Raw genomic sequence first — 22,219 nt, forward strand, 5'->3', positions numbered from 1 at the left:
TCCCTGGAAGTAGCGGTTTTTCTTTGCAGTTTGGAGGGATGAATTATAAACGAGAAATTGATTGTTTTTCTTGGAGCAGTTTTGCTAGATTTGTTGTTCGGCGAGCCTCAAAATCTTCTCCATCCAGTTTACTACATTGGAAGAATCGGGAGCTTTTTGGACAAAGCGAGAGAAAAAGTGACCAACAAAGTTTTGCTTTTTGTGCTGGGAATGTCGGCTTTGATAGTTGAAGCTTTGCTGTGGTTAGCTTTGATTTTGCTGGTTCAAAGGTTAACCTATCCAGTTAGAATCGTGCTGTCAATAATCTTGTTCAAATTTTCATTTTCAATAAGAGGTTTGTACGAGCACGTCCATAGATGTTTCACAGATGATGTTGAAGCGCTTAGAAAAAACGTTTCCCTTATAGTTAGCCGTGATGTTTCAAAGCTTGATAAATGGCATCTTTATTCAGCTGCACTTGAGAGCCTTTCTGAGAATTTGTCCGATGCCATAACAGGTCCGTGGTTTTATTTTATTTTACTCGGTCTTCCAGGTGCTTGGTTATACAGGGTTGTCAACACTTACGATGCTTTGTTTGGGTACAGAAACGACAGGTACGAATGGTTTGGCAAGTTCGCCGCGAGAATGGATGATGCTCTAAACTTCATTCCATCTAGGATCAGTTGCTTTTTCATCTTACTGTTCAATCCAAAAAGGGCTCTAAATTATGTTCGAAAATACGGTCCTGTAAAGATCAACGCCACTTATCCCATGAGTGCTTTTGCAGGTGTACTTGGCGTGAAATTTGAAAAAATTGGCTATTACTCTTTTGAAGGGAGAGAACCCACCAAAGAGGACATTTTGAAAGGGTTAAGACTTTATAAGTACGTGGTTTTGGTTATGTTTTTCACGATGATTGCTTTTCTATGGAGGTTTAAACTATGGTGATCCACGGTGGGATTAGAGAGAAGGATTTCTTGGATTTTTCGATTTCCGTTAATCCTTTTGTGCCAGAATGGTTCGAAGATCTTTCCAAGTTGAACGAGGATCTTAGAAGGTACACTTACATTGAATGGTTGGAAGAAAATTTTCAAAATACTTTTGGAAACGACACGGTGATAGTAGCAGGTGCTATGGAGGCTTTGCACATAATCGGATGGGAGTTTTTCAAGGACAGTGTGGTTTTCATACCTGTGCCGAACTATTACGAATACTTTCGTGTTGCAAGTTTTTCAAGCTTTGGAATAGTCAAAGTACCAATGGTTGAAAATTGTGAGTACAAAGTTGAAAATTTCGAAAAACTTCTGAAGCTTGTGGAAAAATACAGAAAGATTGGCAAGAGAATGTGTTTTATCACATCGAATCCAAATAACCCAACTGGAATTTTTCTTGATCTATCTGAACTTTTGAACACTTTAGTTGATAAGGGTGTTCTATGCATAATCGACGAAGCCTTTTTGGATTTCGTTGATGAAGAAAAATTAAGATCTTTTGAAAATAATTTGAAGGTATCAAAGCAGATAATAAGACTTAGAACCTTTACAAAAAGTTTTGGTTTGCCAGGTGTTAGAGTTGGGTACGTCAAAAGCGCCGAATACAAAAATGTTTTCCTTTCTCGAAGAATGCCTTGGGCAGTGGGTGGAACAGGTTATGTGTTTCTTGAAAAGTTGCTAGCCAACGATTGGAAAGATTTTTTGAAAAGAACAAAGAAATACATCAAAAACGAGATGAAGAAATTCGCGAGTTTCGATTTTTTCAAGTCAGATGCAAATTATTTTATGGTGAAAGTCAAAGAAATTGACAAAGTGCTTGATTTTTTAAGATTACATCGAATATCTGTCAGAGATGCTAGAAGTTTCGAGATAGGAGATTTTATAAGAATTGGAATTAAGGATAGTCAAGCCAACGATTTTCTTCTTGAAAAACTTAAAGAAATATCAAATCTCTTGGTTATGAAGGAAGGTGGATGAATGGCTTACGTTCATGTTTACACCGGTAACGGAAAAGGCAAGACTACGGCGGCTTTTGGCTTGGCAGTCAGAGCTGCGTGCGCTGGATTAAAAGTTTACATCGGTCAGTTCATCAAAGGAATGAAATATAGCGAGCTTGACATTGTCAAGTACTTTCCAAACATCGAACTTGAACAATTTGGAAGAGGGTGTTTCATCAAAGGAAAGCCGGATGAGCTTGACGTAAAGCTTGCAAGGGAAGGGCTGAAAAAGGTTGAAGAGAAGCTTACGAGCGGAAAGTACGATTTAGTTATCTTGGATGAAGCGAACATAGCGATTTATTTTAATCTTTTCACCGTTCAAGAGTTGATAGGGGTTTTAAACAAACGCTCTGAAAGAACTGAGGTTGTGGTGACTGGCAGGTACGCTCCAAAAGAATTGATAGACTACGCCGACCTTGTGACGGAGATGGTCGAAGTTAAACATTACTACACAAAGGGTGTTATGGCAAGAAAAGGGATAGAATTTTGAGATTCGGCAGGTGATCAAATGATTTTTTGCTCTTGGAGCGGAGGAAAGGACAGTTGCCTAGCTTTGTACTACGGTATTAAAACCTTTGGAAAGGTCGATTTGCTTTTTACAATGCTTCATGAAGACTGCGATAGGTCAAGGGCCCATGGAATAAAAAAAGAGCTTTTCAAAAATCAAGCAAGCAGTTTGAAAATTCCATGGCATTTTGAATGTGCTACCTGGGATGATTATGAGAAAGTTTTTCTAAACTTTTTGGACAATTATGCTAAAGGCGGAATAGGGATCTTTGGGGACATAGACCTAGAAGAACACAGAAATTGGGTGGAAAGAGTTTGCATGCAGAAAAGTGTGAGGGTTTTTGAACCACTTTGGAAAAAAGATAGAGAGAAAATCTTAAAGGAATTTGTAGACCTTGGTTTTAAAGCATTAGTGGTAGCTGTTTCAAAAAAATTTCCACACGCAAAAGTCCTTCTTGGTAAAAGTTTAAGCTGTGAAACAATTGAACTCATCAAAAGTTTGAGGATTGATATTTGTGGAGAAAATGGAGAATACCATACTTTTGTGTATGATGGACCAATATTCGAAAAGCCTGTACAGTTCAAGGTTTTGGATATTGTTGAAACTGAAACAAGTTGGCTTTTGGATTTGAGGGGGTAAGTAAGATGGATCGTAAAGAACTTGAAAAAATGATAATCAACAGGTTGAACAATCTCACAAAACCTGTTGGAAGCCTTGGCGAACTTGAAAGAATTGCTTTAAAGATTGGATTGATACAGCAAAAGGTTATACCAGAGCTTTTCAAGGACAAAAGGATTTATGTTTTTGCGGCAGATCATGGGGTTACAGAATGTAGTATTTCGGCTTATCCAAGGGAAGTTACAAAGCAAATGGTTTTCAATTTTTTGAACGGAGGGGCAGCGATCAATGTTTTTGCAAAGCATGTTGGGGCAAAAGTCTTCGTCGTGGATGCTGGTGTCGATGCAGATTTTGAAGATCATCCATTTTTGATAAAACGAAAAGTTGGATACGCTACTAAAAACATAGCATTCGGACCAGCGATGAGTAAAGAAGAAGCTGTCAAATGTATTCAATACGGAAGGGAAATAGCAAGGTCGGCTATATTACAAGGAGCAGATTTGTTGGTGGTTGGGGATATGGGAATCGGAAATACAACGATTGCAGCTGCAATTGCAGCTGCGTTTGGATTCGATGTGGATGAGGTTGTTGACATTGGAACACCTATTGACCAGAAAACTTTGGAAAGGAAAAAACAGGTGGTTAGGCAAGCCCTTGAGGTGAACAAACCAGACAGAAAAGATGCAATAGATGTGCTTTCAAAAGTTGGTGGTTTCTGCATTGGTCAGATGGTTGGTTTTATACTTGAAGCCTGTGAAAATCGTTGTCCTGTTGTTGTGGACGGTTTTCCAACAACGGCAGCACTTTTGATTGCCTATGAAATGAACAAAAACATTTTAGATTTTGTCTTTGCAGGTCATAAGTCGAAAGTCAAAGGTCATGAGGTTATGTTGAAATACTTGGGGTTAAGACCCATATTGGATTTAGAAATGAGGCTTGGCGAAGGTACAGGGGCAGCCTTGGCTATCTCAATCATCGAAGCTGCCATAAAGATGATTTCACAGATGGCAACTTTTGAATCTGCTGGAGTATCAAAAGGGAGTGATCAAACTTGATTTTGATAACCGGTGGTGTAAAATCTGGAAAAAGCAGAAAAGCTTTGGAAATAGCAAAAAAGTTTGAAAAGCGTGCTTTCATCGCCACAGGAGTTGGCTTTGATAAAGAGATGAAAGAGAGAATCGAAAGACACAAAAAAGAAAGAGGGGATGATTTTGTAACCTTTGAAGAACCTTTAAAGATATATGAGGTCATCTCAAGGATAAAAGATCAGTTTGATGTGATCGTTGTGGATTGTTTAACAACATGGCTTGGAAATTTGTTTTTTGAATATCAAGATGATTTTGAAACGATAGAGCGCCATGTGAACCTTTTACTTGAAAATCTTTGTGGAAAGGAGCTGATCGTAACCAACGAAGTTGGCCTTGGGGTGATTCCGGCAGACTTTGTTACTAGAAAGTATGTTGAAACACTTGGAAAGTTAAACTCTTTGATAGCACAAAGATGCGACGAAGTGTATCTAATGGTTTGTGGAATAGGGGTCAGGATAAAATGAAACAACTTCTTGGAAGTACTTCTTGGCTTGTAGCTGGTACGTACTACGAAAACGCGAAGTTGGTTGTCAACAAGGTTGATTTTGTGGAACTTTTGGTCTACGCTTGGGATGAGGAAACGAAGAAGTTGATAGAAGATGAAATGAACGGCCTTGTGGAACTTCAGTCGAAAGGGCTTTTTTACACTGTTCATTTGCCTACAGATGACGCTCTCATGGCTTTGCAGGCTTTTAGGTATTTTGAAAATTCCCCGATGAAGATTTTAAATTACGTGCTTCATCCCATGAATGGGCTTGATGAATTGCTTTTGAATAGCAAAAAAGTTTCTATCGAAAATTTGACAGAAAAGTTCGTCGAACATGAAAGAATCACGTTCGACGTAGGGCATTATTTTCTTGGTGTGAAAAATTCAAAAGTTCTTCCAGAAAAAATTGTCGAACTTCACATGATGGGATTTGACGAACGGGCGAAAAAGGATCATCTACCGATCGACCGGAAAATGTTGAAGCTAATCAGGGATCGACTTTGGTTTGATATTTGTAAAATTCCGTTGGTTTGCTTTGAGATATTCGACTTTGATCAAGTTTTAATGTCGATTAGGATATACAAAGAGGCGATGGAAGATGAGGTTCTTTGAAAAATTTCTTTTGTCTTTGAGCTTTCTTTCAAGAATTCCTCTGAAGTTGCCCGAAAGGTATTTTTCCGACGATTCGTTGAAAAGTTCTGTTGTCTTTTTTCCAGCCGTAGGGTATCTTCCCGGGTTAATTTATTTGTTTTTGCTAAGTTTTGGTGATTTGTTGTCAAGATTTTTTGCTTTAGTTGTGGTCTTTTGGCTTTTTGACTTGTTTCACTTCGATGGGCTTTTGGATACACTGGATGGCTTTTTGAATCAGTCGAATAAGGAAAAAAGACTTGAAATAATGTCTAAAGGAAATGTTGGACCTTTTGCTGTGTTTTTTGGGATGCTTTATGTTGTTCTGCTGTGGGAACTGACCAGTTTAGTTGAACCAGTTTTCTTCCTTGTTGCAGCAGTGTTGGGAAGATGGGGAATGAACGTTTTATTGACGTTTTCAAAACCTGCAAAAACAACTGGACTAGCTTTTTCACTTTATCCAACAAGGAAGTTATACGCTGTTTTAGCACTTTTCTTCACGATTCCGTTGGTATTTGTTTGTCAAAAATGCTTCTTTGTTTTTGTTCTAATTGTTTTTGCTTTTTCAATGAGTTTTTCAAAGATTTCGAATAAAAAGATAGGAGGAATAACCGGGGATGTACTTGGGGCAAGTTGCATGATCAATCAGCTATTGATTTTGCTTGCGGCTTATGTTATCAATGAAATTTAGAATATATTTTGTTTTCATTTTGTGCGGGATTTTTGGAAAATTGAGGAAAGGTTGAATAATCTGCTTTTCTTTTGAGAAAGCTGCCAGTACATTCTGATCATGAAATAGGCATTAAGAATGTAAAAAAGAGAACTTATCGTGAATATGTGGGTGTAACCGTTTGGAAGGCTAGAAAAAACGCTAAAGAGATTTGCGGAAATAGCTCTTGCGGAACTTCCAACAAAGTTGTTCAGTCCAGAGGTTGCTAATAAAAGGTTTAGCGGTAAAAACGAAAAAACCACGTTGTTCAAAACGGGTGTGACCATGTTCATGAAGGCAAAGCGCAAAACATACACGGTTGTGAAAGTTATAGGTTCTCTTATGAAGCTCAAAGATACTATCATCGCAGGAACAACGACGTAAGAAATTATCAAAAGTCTCATTTCGCCAATTCTTTTTGCAAGAATTGTTGAAAATATCGCCCCAATTGAAGTTGCAAGCTGAGCTATAGAAAGTATCATTCCTATCAAAGCAACGTTCAATCCAAACAAATCGTAAAAGATAACGTTGCCAAAGTTCACAAAAAGTCCTGCGCCGAATCCAACTGATGCTGTTGAAAGAAGATAATACAAAAGTACCTTTTTTTGAACATCGGTCAAAATACTTCTTTGTCTTGAAGGTACTTTTGAAAATTTGATTTTCACGATTGACAATATTGCCATTGTTCTGAGCAAGGAAGCCATCAAAAGGGCGTTTCTAAGTCCTACAAGTTGACCAAAAAGACCACCAAGCATGTTCGATAAGACTCCCACAAGCATGCCGATGCCAAAGGTTACCGACAAAAACTTTCCGCGTCTTTGCTTATCTGTTGTTTGTGCCCCGGAAGTATGAACCATTATCCCTGTTATCCCTGTGAACGCTCCAAAAAGAAATGAACATATTTCAAGGTTTGGGCTTGAAAAATCAATGAGTCTGTAAAAACCAAAAAACACACTCAAAGTGTAGTAGATGAAAAACAAGGGTTTTTTGGCAAAACGCTGGCTGAGAATGGCTAGCATAGATCCGAGCACAGCTCCACCCCAAAGGTTGTAAGCGGCAATTTTTCCAACAAAGCTTGAGGAGTATCCGGATTCTTTCAGAAAAAGATTGAAAAGCACACCGTAAATACCCAAAAAGAATCCATCAATCGAGGAGAAGATTATCAACCTTTTGTGTAGGTCTTTTTCAAGCTCAAGGATGTCCAATGCAAAAACCCTCCTATATGTTTAAGACAAAACAAAAACCATTAAAATTTTTCTCTTGAATACCAATAAGGATTATCTCACAATTTGTTTCTTGTGATATCATTCAATAGGTGGCAAAACGCTGCGATGGAAATCATCGAAGGAGGTGATTTGGTGAAGAAATCTGTGATCGTCAAAGAATACATAGTAGCTTCACTTGGTGTGGCTCTAACTGCTGTTGGAGTGGTGACGTTTTTGATACCCAACAACATAGCGGCAGGTGGGGCAAGCGGTCTTGCGATAATTTTGCACCATTATTTTAAACTTCCCGTTGGAATTTGGATGTACATAATCAACGCTTTACTGTTCTTGCTTGCCTTTTTAACTGTAGGTTTTGATTTCAGTGTAAAGACGATATATTGCACCTTTTTGACGACATTTTTCATAGACTTTTTTGACAGAATTGTACCAATTCCAAAGTACCACGCTGGAGATATGTTCATCGCAGTCTTCTTTGGTTCGGTCATCACAGCCGTTGGTATGGCTATAACCTTTACGCAAAACGCTTCAACCGGTGGAACAGATATAGTGGCTAGGATCTTGAACAGATTTTTCGCACTTCCAATAGGAACAACTTTGCTCACGGTTGATGTTTTGATAGGTATAACGGCTGGTGTGACGTTCGGCGCAAAAACTGGTATGTATGCCATACTTGCGATAATCATGAACGGAATGATGATAGATTTCGCCATGAAAGGTATAGAGACATCTACACTCGTGATGGTCATTTCGGAGAAAAACGATGAAATTGCAAGGTTTGTTCTTTATGACCTTCAAAGAGGTGCGACGTTTTTAGAAGGAAAAGGTGCTTACACTGGCAAGGATAGACAAATTCTTTTGATTGTTTTAAAACGCCGAGAACTTGGAGAACTGATTTCATTCATAAGAAAGACTGATAAAAAGGCGTTCATAATCGTCAGTGAGGCAAGGTATACCTTTGGTGAAGGTTTTCAAAACATTCACAATGTTTTCTAAGAGGTGTATTCGATGTTGAAACTGATTTCAAACTTGTTGTTTTTCGCTGGAGCAATAGTTTTGCTTTTTGCAATTTTGAGCTTTGAACTGGGGCTAAGGGCCATGAAAAACAAAGAAGAAGAGAAAATGAAGGGGCATAACAGGCGCGGATGGAAAGCCGTTTTGATTTGTTCCATCATGTTTGGTTTGTCTCTTTTGATTGCACTCTTGATTTGATTTCATAAATCGTTTTTGAAAGCAGAATTGTACCTATGAGTATTACCAAATGAAAGGTGAGAAAGCGCCAAAGCAATATGGTTGCGCTTACCACAGCCGGTGAGCACATATTGCGAAACATCATGTAAAAAGCTGCTTCAACACCCCCAGAGGATCCCGGTGTTGGAACAAAGTAAACAACTACTGTCATCGTGATGATAGCACCGAAAAACTGTGGATAGCTTATTCTCAAAGAACTAAGGCTTGTAGCAACAACGTACGGCACGGTGTGAACAAGAAAGATTTCTCCCAAAGTTATTACGATGTTTAAAAACACCGTTTTTTTCGATTGTTTCCAAAGTTGATTGATCAGTTCAAAGTATTTGGATACCGATTGAACTGCTTTTTGCAATACTTGTTCTTTTCTTTTTCTAAGAATGATCGATAGAATTTTCACCATAAATTTTGACGTAAAGATGCGATGAGTCAAATCTTTGTTGAGTATCAGTAACAGGAAGAACATGTACATTGACACAGTTAGCACCATGCCGCCGTATATTATGAGCGAGGAAGCTGTTGTTGAAATCAACTTCTTCCCGTACAAGAGCAAAAAGAAAAACACTAATCCTAAAGTTGTTGTGAAAGAAGTTATGAACTTTATTCCGACAACCATCGATGCGGATTCAAGAGACATTCCCATTTTGAAAAGATGGTAGATTTGAAATGGTTGACCTCCCATTGAAAAAGGAGTTATCGCTGAGGTGTAAAGTCCAAGCAGTGTGTTCTCAACGCATTTGGGGTATTTGATTTTTGTCTTCGCAACTTTTGAAAGCAGCTTTGTTCTCAACGCATCTAGAATGATGGAAATTGTGTACATCAAGGCGGCAAAAAGCAAGCGGTCTTTTTTAACCATCTGAAGCACCGATAAAATTTCTCTGCCCGCTGAAAATAACGATATTAAAACTGTCACGCCTATGCTGAGAAGAATTCCAAGAATTATACCGGTGACTATGGTTAATCACTCCTTCGTTATCGTGACGAATTTATTATATACAATTCACTTTACCAAGCCAGCGTGATAGAATTAACTTGACACGTCAAATGGAGGTTGAGTTCATGGTTAAAAGAGATTTAGGAATAGATCTTGGAACTGCTAATACACTTGTTTACGTTCGTGGTAAAGGCATAGTTATAAACGAACCATCTGTTGTTGCGATAAACACTGAAACTGGAGAAATTTTAAAAGTTGGTCTTGAGGCAAAGATGATGCTCGGTAAAACCCCCGCTTCCATAATGGCTGTTCGACCACTACGCGATGGTGTTATAGCAGATTACGATGTAGCATTGGCGATGCTGAAATATTTCATAGGTAAAACCAGACCTTCCATTTCTTTTTTAAGACCTCGCGTCGTCATAGGGGTACCTATTGGTATAACGAACGTTGAAAGACGAGCCATCTTGGAAGCCGGTTTAGATGCAGGAGCTTCCAAGGTTTTTCTAATAGAAGAACCAATGGCAAGTGCCATTGGTATAGATTTGGATGTTGAAGAACCGAACGGAAACATGATCGTCGACATCGGTGGTGGGACAACGGAAGTTGCGGTTATTTCACTCGGTAGCATTGTCGTTTGGGATTCGATAAGAATAGCTGGAGATGAAATGGATGAAGCCATAGTTCAATATATCCGTGAGATGTATAGATTGTCGATTGGCGAAAGAACCGCTGAAAGAATAAAGATCGACATAGGAAATGTTTACCCCGAACCGGAGTACGATTCGCTTGAAACGGTTGTAACTGGTATTGACTTGTCCTCTGGGTTGCCCAGGAAAATAGTCATCAGGGGTGGAGAAATCAGAGAAGCTTTGATGGGACCAGTATCGGCAATAATCGAAAGCATTAAGTCCACTTTGGAAAGAACCCCACCTGAGCTTGCCACCGACATAGTTGAACGTGGTATTGTAACCGTTGGTGGAGGATCGCTCTTACGCGGTATAGACAAATTGATAGAAAAAGAAACAGGAATAAAAGTTGTTAAGGTAGATGATCCTCTTACTTGTGTTGCGAAAGGAGCAGGAAAAGCGCTGGAAAAGGTTGACATTCTGAAGAGGTTGCAGCAGGTGGATTGAATGTCCAAAGACGATGTAAGTAGACTGCTTGCCTTGATAATGGTTTTTTCGATGCTGTTTGTGTTGGATATAATAACTTCAAACGGTGTTGCAAATTTTGTTTGGCAGATTTTTAGACCACTTGTAAGCCCTGTGGAAAAAAGTCGTATTTTGGCTTTCAAGATAGCCGAAGGAATAAAAACAGCCTTAGGAAAAGATCTTTACGAAACCATCCAGTTGCAAGATCATTTTTCTTTCACCTCGGCAGTTGTTCTGGGTGTTAGAGATTGGTACATTGTAGTTGCGGCACCTTCGAAACCAGGTGACATAGCGGTTGATCCTGCTTCGAAAAAGATTGTTGGAATAACAGAACGATGTGTTGGGCATATAAGTTGGGTAAAAAGCATTTTTTCACCTGATTTATCCATACCAGTTGTTGTTCAATCAGATCAAGTAATTTTGGACGGCGAGCTTGTGAGCGGCAACAGATTGAGGATATACGAAGAAATCAATGTGACAGGCTTTGAGGTGTTTGTATCGGATGTTTTCACCTGCGGAACTGTTTTGAAAAGTCTTGGCTATGATTTCATAGGGGTTGTTTTGGGCCAAAAAGGAAAGTTATTTTTGGTTGACAACAAGTTTTTCGTTCCTAACTCTGTGATCTTTCTTCCTGGTTACTGATGATCTTTTCCAAAGTTTTTGAGATCAGTTCGGCATCCTCGTCGCTGTAAGTTTGCTTTTCTTCAAGTTTTTTCAAAATTTCGTACGGATTTTCCTCGCTGATCAAGGTGACTTTTTCTTCGGTTTTTGTAGAGCTTTCTTTCAGCACTTCTTCTACAAGTTTGCTGAGTTCTTGTTCCAGTTTTTCAAGATCTTCAAGATCTTGGGATGTTAAAGCTTTCGAGGAAGCTGACGTTTGTCCAGCTTCTTCAAGAAGCTGTTTTACTTCGTTTAGCTGTGTTTCAAGCTGTTCTTCCACAGGGATTTCTTTTTCTATGCTCAACCTTCGTGCCCTCAGCTTATTTACAAACAAAATCAGCATCAGCGTGGCAGAAAACGTCGAGATAAAAATACCTATCAAAAGCAATATTGGTACGGATTTTTTGGTGGTTGTACGTGGTTCAAAAGACGTTGAAGGTAAACGTGATCTTAACCATGTGAGCCACTCGTCTGTCAACGGTTCTCCTTGATCAATCATTTGAAGTATTCTTGTTGTTACCACGTCTTTGTCTTTGTAAGGCGAAAGATACGCTTTGGCTTTTTGGTAGTCTCGCACCGCAAAAGCACATATTCCCATTCTCAATTTCACAAGAGGATCAATCGACTCGATTTTTGGATCAAGTTGAATTGCTTTTTCAAACCAATCAAGGGCTTGCGCGTACATACCTTTGTTGTACGCGTTCATAGCTGAAAGGTAATATTCCAAACCATTGGCAGATACAACTGCACAGATGATTAAAAACGTAAAAAGTAAAAACTTTCTCACTTTAACACCTCTTCACGGTAGAGTAAAAACGTCGATTCGATTGTCAGCCAAAACGTACAAATCTTTGCCAACGATTACAGCGTCTTTCACTTGACCTTCCATTTTTTGGATCTCACTTTTGAAAGATTGGTTCTTAACATCGAAGAACAAAAGCGTTGAAGTTCCGACGGTTACAACCCAATCTCCACTTGACAATATTTTCTGTGGATCGATCCATCCTTCTGCCACAATTTTAAAGGATTTATCAGTTTTATTGTAAACCAACAGATAATACGCCCTTGTTCCAAGGAAAATGAAGTTGCTTGTTTCGTAAAAACACGTTAAATCCGTTGATTTTTCCTTTAAACCTAACTCTGTCGTGCGTACCAAAAGCTCCACGCCACTGTTGGTTATCCTGTAGACTTCGTGGTTGGTCAAAAAAGTTGGTTTATCGGCATCGACAAATTTTGCGTATTCCCCATCGAATCTTCCCACTAACTGCCAGCGGTTGTCCCATCTAAAAAGATTGATTTTATCCGATTTGGTTAAAGCATATATTCCCACTGCAGTTACCAAAATGTCTAAACAGTTCCCTGGAATCGATAGCGTTCCAACTTCTGTAAAGTTTTTTCCATCAAACAAATAAGCCTTAGATCCGCTCACAAATCCCATTTTCCCGGCAACAGTGTGCGGGTATCTCACTTCTCCAGAGAAAATTCTAAACCTTGATGAATACAACCCATCGATACGATGCAGCAAAATTGTCGAACCAGCTTGATGCAAACTTATCACACCGGTTGCATCCATTCTTTCTTTCAGCCTTGCGATCGTTTCAAGGTTGTAACTCGTTGGAACTGTCACCATGACTCTTTGTGGGCTTTGTACCGGTTGTGGCGATACGCGTTCCGTTACTCTAGCTTGTGGTACTCTTTCTGGGTAAGTATCCTTTCTGTAAAGTGGAACAACCGGTTTTTCGTATTTGAGAAAATCTTTTATTTTGCTTTGAAACTCAACTGAAAGATAGCAATCGAGGAACGATCCTGCCACAACGGCAAAGTCTGCATTTTGTATTCGTGCACTTTGTGGTGTAACGATACCATCTCCAACAGAAAGTTCAGGGTAAAATTGTTCAAGAATTGTTTTTGAAAAGTTTATGGACATCGGTGGTCGATCGCCCACAATGGATAGATAATCTATATCTTGTCTTTTATCACCCAAAAGATTCACTGCAGTTCCTTTTGGAAGTACTTCCCTATATATAGGTCCAAGCGATTCTAGATAGAACAAAATGTGAGCTTTTGCAGCGTCGACTATAGAACTTTCCGTTCCAAAATTTCTGGCGACAGTTTGCGAAGGTTTTTCGTAAAAGAACGTTCCAAAGTATATCGGGTTGACTATGTTTGTTCCACCACTTGGTGTGCTTACTAGAACGATTTTCCTAACGTTTTTAACCTGTGGATATTTTTCCACGGCAAGACGAGCTATTATTCCGCCTATTCCGTGTGCAACGATGTCAAATTCTAAATTGCTCAGTCTCATCAATTCTGTGGCTAATTTACTTGCTTCATAAAACAGAAAGCTGTTTATTCCGTTTATCCTTGAAAATTGTCTAAACCCATCCATGTAAGCTTTCGATTTTGTGGAAATTATCGGATATTCGTAGTACATTATGGTTCGCTCTGGGAAAAGTTCAGACCAAAAGTTTATCTGCTGTTTTCCCTCGGTGCTGACAAATCCAAGAAAATTTCTGTCAACGTCTGGAATCAAGAGCAAAACAGGTTCGATCGATCTTGGATTTTCCTTTATAAGTTGTAAACCAAGCTTTTGCTTCTCTGGAACGTATGCAACCAATCCTATCGTTGAAACGTGAAAAACCTGCGCTTCCACGTATGCCCCTGAAGGGTCGGTTTGTATGTACGCACCGCCGTAAACTCGATACAATGGTTCTTTGGGATTTGGAATGTAACCAATAGCTACGTTGGCATATTCGTCCCCGAGGTAAAGGTTCGATGGTAATCTATATCTTATCGTTATCGGTTCCATGGCGAATTCGTTCACACCATCGGATGGAAAAACTTCGTACACGTTGGACGCAAAAACGGAAGTCAAACTTGGATGAAGCTCACTTGGTGAAATTCTTTTAACTTGGAAGAACTTGCTTTTGCTGTAAGCGCCATCGGGAATCACAATGGTAAGTTCTTGCGTTGAAGTCACAACTGTATCAGCAACTTTCTTAGGTTTTGTCAAAGCTTTGAAAATGAAAGAACCAAAAACAACAGATAGGACCACCGCCGTGGTCCCTAAGATTACTATTAACAAAAGCCTTTTTTTCAATAAACTGAGCAAAAAATCAATTAATCTGTTCATAACTTTACCATCTCATACACGTTTCTTGCAAGAGATTTGGTTTTATTTAAACCTAACCTTTCAAAGATTTTTTGTAGCCCCTCAAACAAATTATCGGCAAACTTTTTGGTCTCTTGAATTCCAAGACAATCTAAAACGGTTACTTTTCCAAGAGCCTTATCCCGTCCTGTTGTCTTTCCAGCCTCTTCCTCGGATAAGAGAGCATCCTTCAAATCATCGATTATTTGAAACCATATGCCAAAAACCCTACCGATCCTTTCTAGTCTTTCAACCAAATGATATTTGCCACTTACTATTGCTCCAGCGGCAAAGCAAAATCCAAACAAAGCGCCGGTTTTTTTCTCGTACATGCCGATTATCTCCGGTAAGGTTCGTTTCGTTCCAGTGTACTCCACATCCAAGGCTTCGCCTATCAAAACGTCAAAGGTTGCCTTTGAGAAACTTTCAAACAGCATAGATTTAGTTGTTTCATGTGCTTGGCTTAACGTTTGAAAAGCTTTCAACATTAGACCGTCGCCGGCGAGAATAGCGAAATCGTTGCCGTACACAATGTGACAGGAAGGTTTCCCCCTTCTCAGCGGTGAATCGTCGATTTGAGGAAGATCATCGTGAACCAAAGAACCTGTGTGAAACAGCTCAACTGCGATGGCTGGAATCCAAACAAATTCCAAGTTGCCGCCCAAATCCTCGCAAACGGTTTTTATGAAAAGGGGTCTCAGCCTTTTTCCAGGCAACAAAAGGCTATATTTCATTGCCGATTCCACTTTTGCTTTGTCTGTGAAAATCAATGCGAGTTTTTCATTGAGCTTTCCAAGGAATTCTTCGTTATTCATCTTCTTCGCTTGATTTTTCGTTCGGCTCGTCTTTCAACATTTGTCTGAACTTGTCTATGTCCAAATTTTCGACGAATTTTCTGAATTCTTCGTCCGTTGTGTCTTCCGGCAAGTTCAAATCAATCGCGTGTTCTTCCACTATCTCGTTGCTGACGTAAATTGGTATGCCTTTTTTAACTGCCAGAACCAACGAGTCTGAAGGCCTTGCGTCCATTTCTATTAAAGCGTGACTTGGTTCTTCATCCTCTTCTGAATCTGAGAAGGTGAGGTCTCTTATCACCAGCGTGGCGTAGTAGACGTTATCTTTAACGGTGTGGATGATTACTCTTTCCAATCTGGCGTCCAACGCATCGAGAATGTTGAGCAACAAGTCGTGCGTGAGAGGTCTTGGCAGTTCTATGCCTTCTAAGCTCAAAGCCAAAGCGTTGGCTTCGCAGGCACCTATCCATATTGGTACTACTTTTGAGGTCCCTTCGACTCCAAGTATTACGACCGGCGAATTGTGAATCTTATCAAGAACCAAAGCCTTTATCCATGCTCTTCTCATTTTCTCCCACCTCAAGCATTTTAAGTTTCTCAACCCCAGCTCTGACAATTTCCTCTGCTTTGAGAGCCAATTCTTCTTCGTTTGAGAACTGAGTTGGATCCAGCGGAGGATGAATGATCATCGAAACAGGTCCAGGGTTGAGGAAAAGACTCTTTTTTGGTACCAAGAATATTGTACCCCAAATTGAAACCGGTAAAACTTTCACTTTGTGTCGAATCGCAAGTTTAAAGACAGCTGGTTTGAACTTTCCAACGGTTCCATCTTTTGAGCGCGTTCCTTCTGGGAAAACGAGCAACGAGTTTCCTCTTGCCAGAATTCTGTCCATTTGCCTTATAACAAAAGCACCTTGAGCTGGGTTTTTTCTATCCAAAAACAAGCCACCCATGTACTTGACAAACCAGTTGACTCCGGGTACTTTTGAGAGTTCTTTTTTTGCTATCATGGGCATGGGACCTATGTAACCAAGGACTAGTGGAATATCCATCATGCTTTGGTGGTTTGGAACAACCAAGTAGTTTTCATTCTCCTTCAAATTTTCCTGACCAAACACTTTTACGGGACAAAACATCCATTTGAAGGCATTTTTTCCAAAGATTTTGATTTGTTTGAAGACAAAGCTTTTGGCTTTTTCCCTACCTTTGAAAATTCTCAAGAACAGCGATAACAGCAAAACCAAGCTTCCATACCCAACGATGTAAAGGCTTGCCGCAATTAGAAACCAAATGGTCACAAGCACTTTTTTCAAATTTTTCACCACCAAAATTTAGATTCCAACAACCTCAAAAGAGTTTGACTTCAAATTGAAAAACAAGATTTTGTTTGTCAGTAAGTCTTTTTCTTGACAGATCAATTTCACCGCTTCGCAAACTTCCAAACTCGCTGCGACCAGAACGGTGGAAGGAAAAACCTGTCTTGTTCGATTCTCATCTTTTGCACCGTGAAACAAAGCTCTAAGCGAAAAAGTTTTGCCTGGTATGATAACTGTAACTTGTCCTTGAAAACCTTCAACACCAGCATGAACCAAGGGTTTTCCATATTTGTGGCACAACTTGTCCAAAAGAAACTTTCCTTGAAAACTGTCAAGACAATCTATTACCAAATCCACATCTGGTAGTTGAAAATTTTCATCCAGCTTTGCGTTGATAGAATGAATTTTTGTGTAAGGACTCATTTCTTCTAGCTTTTGCTTTGCAACGAAAGTCTTTGGTTTTCCTATATCTAAGTAGGTGTAAAGTATTTGACGATTCAAATCCGGTTCGTCGATCACAGCACAATCGGCAAAGTAGACAGTTCCTACACCTATTCTAACTAGAAGCGTCAAAACAGTTGAGCCTAAGCCTCCTGCACCTGCCACAAAGACCGATGCATTCCTTATTTTTTCAAAATTTTCAAAAAGTTTGATGTGTCTTTCGAAAATCATCCTCCACTCACGGGGACAAAGACCACCAGTTCCCCATTTTGCACGGCGTTGGGATCTATATCCAAAACGTTTATGCCGTTGTAAAGCGCAACAACCCAGTTTTTCCTCGTTTTCCCATTTTCTTCTACCACAAGGTACACGTTTTCCTCTTTCGTATCGATCTTTAAGCTGACGCGTTTGCCAACGATTTTGGATAGATTGTCAAAAATTTCTGTTAAACTTTTTCCTTCAACTTCTATTTCCTTAATTCCAACCATGATGTCCGCAAGGTTTCCAAACTTTATTTTCATCAACATCACCTCCTAAGGCTATTATAATGCATGAAAGAGGTGATGAAATTGAAAATAGGCGTTGTTGGAGGGATCTTCCTTGATATTTACATCTACGGTGAAAAACCACACTCTGTGGAAATCATCGAAGATTGTGGGGGAGCAGGATTAAATGTTGCTTTTGGCTTTAAAAAACTTGGACACGATGTACTATTTTTTTCAAATATTGGAGATGATTACAAAGGGCGTATGATAATTGAAAGATTAAAGAAAGAAAATTTCGATGTATCTAACATAGCTATTTGTCAGGCGGATACGGGAATCCACATTGCTTACAACGAAAGAACAATAGCCGTGAAGCGTGGGACAAACGATTTACCAGTCAAGTTAAACCACCAAATACTTTCAAGCTGTGATGCCATTTTTGTGAACACGGAGGTACCGCTTGAAACGGTTGTGGAAGTTTTGAAAGTTCATCGAAATAAGAAAATCTTTTTGGAAGCAGGTCCAAGGAGAATTTGTGAAGATGCCATAAAAGCTTTTGCAGAAGACGTTGTTACGATAGGCAATTTACAAGAATGCGAAAAAATAAGGTGTGATGTTGTAAAGATGGGTTATAAAGGCGCAAAGTGGGATGAACTTTTCGTCGAAGGAGATGGACAGGAATACAAATACACAATTGGTTGTGGAGATCTTTTCGACGTGATCTTAATCGACTGTTTGTTGAAAGGTGGTAGCAGAGAAGATTGTCTGAAAAAAGCTGTTTTAGTGGCTCAAGAGATGGCAAAGTCAATCAAAGGGGCTTTCAACAAAATGAGATTGCTTGCAGCTTTTGCTGAAAAGATGCTTTGAAATGTATAATTTTTTAAAAGATAGTCGCTTTAACTTTGGGGGGTTACAGTGGTGAAAAGGTGTCTTGTCGTAGATGATAGCAAGTTTTGGAGAATGATTTTGCACGACATTTTGAAGAAGAAATCCGATTTGGATGTCCATTTTGCCGAGAATGCCGTTGAAGCGATCAACTTAGCTTTTCAAGTAAAGCCAGATGTTGTGATAACAGACTACAACATGCCAGGGTTATCGGGGCTACTCTTGTGCATGTATCTTCGCTCAATAGAAGGCTTTGAAAATGTTGGAATAGCGATACTAACCGGTTCAGACGATGTGATAAGCGCTTTTTGGGCATCGAAAAGTGGCGCAGATAGGTTCATATCGAAAATGTTGCAAAGACAACAGCTTGAGGAAGAAATACTGAAGTTTGTCAGTGAAGAAAAGTTTGTCTGTAGATTAAAAGAATCCTTTCTAAAACGTGACGTCTATTGGATTTTGGAAAGCAAAATGAAAAACGAAATACTAAACAGGGAGATTTTGAAGCTGATAGATTTTGTGCGCGATGAAGGATATGTTCTTAGAAAATTAAGGGATTTGTTTTTGAATTTCTCTCCATTTGCAGCGATGCACTCGCTGGTACTTTCACCAGTTGAAGGAAGAATCTTCAGCTTTGGAAAAGAGGTAAACTTTGATGAATTAAAGGAAAAACTTGTTTGCCACTTGGAAAAGCCGATCCAACCTTCGCAATGGAGTTTTTATCCTTTGAAACCGATCAAAATAGAACCTTTAAGTGATCTTTTTGTTTACACTGTAAAATACTCTCAAAACGAAGTTGGCGCTTTAGCCTTCGAGGAACCAGAAGAAATATTCAATTTAACTTCAGCCTTAAACGATGCAAAAGAAAGCTTGGGACTTTTGTTCAACGCTTTGAACGTGGTCAAGGAACTTACAGTGCAATCTTCAACAGATGGTTTGACGAACTTGCTCAACAAGAAAGCTTTGTTGGCAAATTTAGAGGAAATTCACGCTCGTTCCAAAAAAGATGGAAACACTTATGCAGTTGCGATTTTCGACATCGATGACTTTAAAAAGATAAACGATACCTATGGTCACATTGTTGGAGATGAGGTTCTCAAAAGCATGGCAAATTTGTTAAAAGAAAAGTTGAGAGAAAAAGCTTTGGTTGGAAGATATGGTGGAGAAGAGTTTGTGGCGATCTTTCCGCAGGTGGATGAAAACAACTTGGTGAAAATTATCAACGAGCTTTTGGATAAAGTGAGATCTTTCAAATTTCCATTCGTTGAAAAATGTACGGTAAGTTGCGGTGTGGCACTGGGGAAAAACAAACAATCTGCATTGGAAACTTTGCAAGAAGCAGATCAATTTCTTTACATTGCAAAAAGAAGCGGAAAGAATCAAGCAAGGTTTTCCTTTCTTTAGTTATTTTGTCGAAAAAAGCTCAAAGTGTTTTTGGTAAGCCTCGCGCATGAAAGAAACCAAATATTTGAAAAACTCGTATCTTTTTGAGTAATACTCTACCTCTGCTGGTAAAGGCAAATAACTTTTTTCGATTTTCACGAGTTTTTCTGTTGCCTCATCCAAGGTTTTGTAATGACCAAGAGCATAATGTCCAAGGATACTGGATCCAAGAAGGGCTGCTTCTTTTGCTTGAGGGATTTTTACTGGTAAGTTGAAAACGTTGGCAAAAATGTTCATCCAAACGTTCGAGTTGGTTCCACCGCCTCCTGCTCTAAGCTCGCTTACCTCTATTCCATTTTCTTTCAAAGCATCGAAAGCCAACTTCAAAGAAAAAACAACGCCTTCCATACCTGCTCTGATCATGTGTAATTTGGTGTGATGGCTTTTCAACCCAAAGAATACACCACAGGCAACGTTACCTATTTCTGGATATCTTTCCCCAGTTATGAATGGCAAAAAGAACAAATCCTTTGAATCGTCCTGCGCTGCAAGTTCTGACATCTTGTCGTAAGGAAGGTTGAAAATGTTATCTCTGAACCATTTCAGTATTATCCCAGCGTTGTTTATGGAACCTCCTATGAACCATCTGTTGTTGCAAAGATAACAAGCTTGAAATCTTTTTCTTTTATCTTTATCCACAACGGGTTTTGGATAAGCGACTCTTATCATCGCTGTTGTACCAAGGTTTATGATCCCATAGTATCCCTGCAAAGCTCCTGTTCCAAGCGCAACAGCGCCACTGTCGTACACACCGTTTAGAACTTTTACATCTTTTCCTAAACCGATCATTTCTGCCACTTTTGGCCTGATCTGCCCAACGACCTTTTCCGCCGGAACGATTTTTGCAAGGTTTCTTTCATCGATCCCAAGTACACTCAAAGCATATGGATCCCAGTTCAAGCTATGAATGTTCATCATTTGGGTTGACGATGAAACACTTGGGTCGGAGTAAATTTCACCGGTGAGAAGAAGGCAAATAAAACTTTTCGAACAGAGAAAATACCTGGCGTTTTTAAAAATCTCGGGTTTTCTTTGTTTCAACCAATATATCTTTGCAAACGGATACAAAAACAAAGGCGGACAGCCTGTTCTGTTGTAAAGCTGATCGTAATCAACGATTTGCAAAAGCTCGTGGAAAGTTTCCTGAGACCTTGTGTCCAACAAGGTTATTATCCCGGTAAGTGGCTTGAAATCTTTGTCCAAAGGAACAAAACCGAACATATAGGAAGATGGGACTATTATTTTGACTCTTTCTTCATAGCCTTGAACAACTGTTTTACAAATTGAAATTACCGACTCAAAGATAACATCTGGGTTGTGCTCTGCTTTGCCAGTTGAGTCTCTTTCAACTGAAAGTTCTTTTGTTTCAACTTTTAAAAGGTTTCCATTTACATCCAGTATTCCCGCTTTTATATTTGTAGTTCCTAAATCCAGTGCAAGCACTAGATCTTCCATGTTCCTTCCCTCAACAACAAATCGATAACTTCTTTGTTGACAACTTCATTTGGAATTTGCTTGTTCATAACTTTCTCAACGTCTTCGACGACTTTATCTCCCATTCCTTTCAAACATTCGTAAGTGTAAGCTGCAATGTGAGGTGTTATAACGACATTTTCATACTTCAAAAGTGGATGAGTTTCATCTATAGGTTCACCCTCTACAACATCCATTCCTACTCCTGCGACTCTTCCTTTGTTTAGGTATTCCATCAAAGCTTTTTCGTCGATGAGTTCTCCTCTTGCCGTATTGATGATTATCACATTTTGTTTCATCATCTCAAATTCTCGGTATGAAAGCATGTGGTAATTTTCCTTCGTCAAAGAAGCGTTCAAAGAAATTATGTCGGAAGACCTAAGAAGCTCTTCCAAAGAGCAAGGTTCGGCTCCTCTTTTTCTTATTTCCTCTGAAGATAAGTTTGGATCAAATGCAAGTAGTCTAACGTTAAAACCGTTTTTCAATATTTCACCGACGCGACTTCCTATGTTTCCAAATCCAATTATTCCAACGGTTTTCCCTTTTATTTCCCATCCCATGAACTTTGCTCGATCTCTCCATCTGCCTTGTTTCACAGCAGTTGAAGCCTCTATAATTCTTCTTATAACCGTCATTAAAAGTGCAATAGCTGTTTCTGCAACCGCTTCTCTTTCCACCGTTCCTGTAACTTTTGTAACTATCACTTTCTTTTCCGTTGCACTCTTTATATCTATGTTGTCGTATCCAATCCCATGGCGTGCGATCAATATTGTTTTGTCTTTATGTTCAAAAAACTCTTTGTTGAAATACGGTTTAACACTGGCTATTATTATCGAAAAACCTTTGAGCTTTTCAGCCAAAGTTTTTCCATCTATGTTTTCCGGAAATTCAAATCTTTCAACTTCACCGTACTTTTTGAGCTTCTCTATATGTTCGGGAAAATATTTCCCAAAACTGCTTGAATTTACTATGGCTATCTTAACCATTCGGAAAAAACCTCCTCTTTTGA

Annotated in this window: 25 protein-coding genes; 14 read left to right on the top strand and 11 right to left on the bottom strand. The window is 39.3% G+C overall.

Going from position 1 to position 22,219, the window contains the following annotated elements:
* Positions 1-57 precede the first annotated feature (57 nt).
* The 8 genes from cbiB to THETH_RS08730 are packed head-to-tail and all read left to right on the top strand — an operon-like array spanning position 58 to position 5,988.
* Positions 58-927, top strand: a complete 870-nt coding sequence (gene cbiB / locus THETH_RS08695) for an adenosylcobinamide-phosphate synthase CbiB (RefSeq protein ID WP_013932982.1) — start codon at positions 58-60, stop codon at positions 925-927.
* A complete protein-coding gene (locus THETH_RS08700) occupies positions 921-1,949 on the top strand; it encodes an aminotransferase class I/II-fold pyridoxal phosphate-dependent enzyme (protein ID WP_013932983.1) in 1,029 nt (342 codons plus the stop codon). Before cbiB ends, THETH_RS08700 begins: the two co-directional genes overlap by 7 nt.
* Positions 1,950-2,459, top strand: a complete 510-nt coding sequence (gene cobO, locus THETH_RS08705) for a cob(I)yrinic acid a,c-diamide adenosyltransferase (protein WP_013932984.1) — start codon at positions 1,950-1,952, stop codon at positions 2,457-2,459.
* An 18-nt stretch (positions 2,460-2,477) separates the two neighbouring features.
* A complete protein-coding gene (locus tag THETH_RS08710) occupies positions 2,478-3,116 on the top strand; it encodes a Dph6-related ATP pyrophosphatase (protein WP_013932985.1) in 639 nt (212 codons plus the stop codon).
* Between the two features lie 5 nt (positions 3,117-3,121).
* On the top strand, positions 3,122-4,150 hold the full coding sequence (gene cobT, locus THETH_RS08715; protein ID WP_013932986.1) for a nicotinate-nucleotide--dimethylbenzimidazole phosphoribosyltransferase: 1,029 nt from the start codon (positions 3,122-3,124) through the stop codon (positions 4,148-4,150).
* Positions 4,147-4,647: a bifunctional adenosylcobinamide kinase/adenosylcobinamide-phosphate guanylyltransferase gene (locus THETH_RS08720; protein ID WP_013932987.1), complete on the top strand. Its 501-nt coding sequence runs from the start codon at positions 4,147-4,149 to the stop codon at positions 4,645-4,647. Before cobT ends, THETH_RS08720 begins: the two co-directional genes overlap by 4 nt.
* Positions 4,644-5,282, top strand: a complete 639-nt coding sequence (locus THETH_RS08725) for a hypothetical protein (protein WP_013932988.1) — start codon at positions 4,644-4,646, stop codon at positions 5,280-5,282. Before THETH_RS08720 ends, THETH_RS08725 begins: the two co-directional genes overlap by 4 nt.
* Positions 5,269-5,988: an adenosylcobinamide-GDP ribazoletransferase gene (locus tag THETH_RS08730; protein ID WP_013932989.1), complete on the top strand. Its 720-nt coding sequence runs from the start codon at positions 5,269-5,271 to the stop codon at positions 5,986-5,988. Before THETH_RS08725 ends, THETH_RS08730 begins: the two co-directional genes overlap by 14 nt.
* 14 nt (positions 5,989-6,002) lie before the next feature.
* On the opposite strand, the gene THETH_RS08735 is transcribed toward THETH_RS08730, so the two are convergent.
* Positions 6,003-7,211, bottom strand: a complete 1,209-nt coding sequence (locus THETH_RS08735; RefSeq protein ID WP_013932990.1) for an MFS transporter — start codon at positions 7,209-7,211, stop codon at positions 6,003-6,005.
* Between the two features lie 126 nt (positions 7,212-7,337).
* Here THETH_RS08735 and THETH_RS08740 point away from each other — a divergent pair, with 126 nt between their 5' ends.
* Positions 7,338-8,225: a YitT family protein gene (locus THETH_RS08740; protein WP_013932991.1), complete on the top strand. Its 888-nt coding sequence runs from the start codon at positions 7,338-7,340 to the stop codon at positions 8,223-8,225.
* A gap of 12 nt (positions 8,226-8,237) precedes the next feature.
* Positions 8,238-8,441, top strand: coding sequence for a hypothetical protein (locus THETH_RS08745; protein WP_013932992.1), 204 nt, complete (start codon positions 8,238-8,240; stop codon positions 8,439-8,441).
* Here THETH_RS08745 and THETH_RS08750 read toward each other — a convergent pair.
* Complete coding sequence (locus THETH_RS08750) at positions 8,401-9,432, bottom strand: lysylphosphatidylglycerol synthase transmembrane domain-containing protein (RefSeq protein WP_322785264.1); 1,032 nt, start codon at positions 9,430-9,432, stop codon at positions 8,401-8,403. The genes THETH_RS08745 and THETH_RS08750 overlap by 41 nt on opposite strands.
* A gap of 104 nt (positions 9,433-9,536) precedes the next feature.
* Between THETH_RS08750 and mreB the strand changes: the two genes are divergently transcribed.
* The gene (mreB, locus tag THETH_RS08755; RefSeq protein ID WP_013932994.1) at positions 9,537-10,547 is read left to right on the top strand and encodes a rod shape-determining protein; all 1,011 of its coding nucleotides are present in this window, start codon (positions 9,537-9,539) and stop codon (positions 10,545-10,547) included.
* On the top strand, positions 10,548-11,207 hold the full coding sequence (locus THETH_RS08760; RefSeq protein ID WP_013932995.1) for a hypothetical protein: 660 nt from the start codon (positions 10,548-10,550) through the stop codon (positions 11,205-11,207).
* Here the strand turns inward: THETH_RS08760 and THETH_RS08765 are convergent.
* Genes THETH_RS08765 through THETH_RS08795 form a run of 7 tightly spaced genes read right to left on the bottom strand, consistent with a single transcriptional unit; the run spans position 11,176 to position 17,448 of the window.
* Positions 11,176-12,012 (bottom strand): tetratricopeptide repeat protein, encoded by an 837-nt coding sequence (locus THETH_RS08765; RefSeq protein WP_013932996.1) that lies wholly within the window; start codon positions 12,010-12,012, stop codon positions 11,176-11,178. The genes THETH_RS08760 and THETH_RS08765 overlap by 32 nt on opposite strands.
* Positions 12,013-12,024: 12 nt before the next feature.
* Positions 12,025-14,358: a lipase family protein gene (locus THETH_RS08770; protein WP_013932997.1), complete on the bottom strand. Its 2,334-nt coding sequence runs from the start codon at positions 14,356-14,358 to the stop codon at positions 12,025-12,027.
* The gene (locus THETH_RS08775) at positions 14,355-15,191 is read right to left on the bottom strand and encodes a polyprenyl synthetase family protein (protein ID WP_013932998.1); all 837 of its coding nucleotides are present in this window, start codon (positions 15,189-15,191) and stop codon (positions 14,355-14,357) included. Before THETH_RS08775 ends, THETH_RS08770 begins: the two co-directional genes overlap by 4 nt.
* A complete protein-coding gene (locus THETH_RS08780) occupies positions 15,184-15,738 on the bottom strand; it encodes a bifunctional nuclease family protein (RefSeq protein WP_013932999.1) in 555 nt (184 codons plus the stop codon). The genes THETH_RS08775 and THETH_RS08780 overlap by 8 nt, the downstream gene beginning before the upstream one ends.
* Positions 15,704-16,474: a lysophospholipid acyltransferase family protein gene (locus THETH_RS08785; RefSeq protein ID WP_245530599.1), complete on the bottom strand. Its 771-nt coding sequence runs from the start codon at positions 16,472-16,474 to the stop codon at positions 15,704-15,706. Before THETH_RS08785 ends, THETH_RS08780 begins: the two co-directional genes overlap by 35 nt.
* 27 nt (positions 16,475-16,501) lie before the next feature.
* Positions 16,502-17,158 (bottom strand): HesA/MoeB/ThiF family protein, encoded by a 657-nt coding sequence (locus tag THETH_RS08790; RefSeq protein ID WP_013933001.1) that lies wholly within the window; start codon positions 17,156-17,158, stop codon positions 16,502-16,504.
* A complete protein-coding gene (locus THETH_RS08795; protein WP_013933002.1) occupies positions 17,155-17,448 on the bottom strand; it encodes a hypothetical protein in 294 nt (97 codons plus the stop codon). The genes THETH_RS08790 and THETH_RS08795 overlap by 4 nt, the downstream gene beginning before the upstream one ends.
* 48 nt (positions 17,449-17,496) lie before the next feature.
* Here THETH_RS08795 and THETH_RS08800 point away from each other — a divergent pair, with 48 nt between their 5' ends.
* Positions 17,497-18,279, top strand: a complete 783-nt coding sequence (locus tag THETH_RS08800) for a PfkB family carbohydrate kinase (RefSeq protein ID WP_052295993.1) — start codon at positions 17,497-17,499, stop codon at positions 18,277-18,279.
* Positions 18,280-18,330: 51 nt separating this feature from the next.
* On the top strand, positions 18,331-19,698 hold the full coding sequence (locus tag THETH_RS08805) for a GGDEF domain-containing response regulator (protein ID WP_041446705.1): 1,368 nt from the start codon (positions 18,331-18,333) through the stop codon (positions 19,696-19,698).
* Here the strand turns inward: THETH_RS08805 and THETH_RS08810 are convergent, their stop codons facing one another.
* A complete protein-coding gene (locus tag THETH_RS08810) occupies positions 19,699-21,192 on the bottom strand; it encodes a gluconokinase (protein ID WP_013933005.1) in 1,494 nt (497 codons plus the stop codon).
* A complete protein-coding gene (locus THETH_RS08815) occupies positions 21,180-22,196 on the bottom strand; it encodes a D-isomer specific 2-hydroxyacid dehydrogenase family protein (protein ID WP_013933006.1) in 1,017 nt (338 codons plus the stop codon). The genes THETH_RS08810 and THETH_RS08815 overlap by 13 nt, the downstream gene beginning before the upstream one ends.
* Positions 22,197-22,219 lie beyond the last annotated feature (23 nt).

This window comes from Pseudothermotoga thermarum DSM 5069 (assembly GCF_000217815.1).
Lineage (GTDB): Bacteria > Thermotogota > Thermotogae > Thermotogales > DSM-5069 > Pseudothermotoga > Pseudothermotoga thermarum.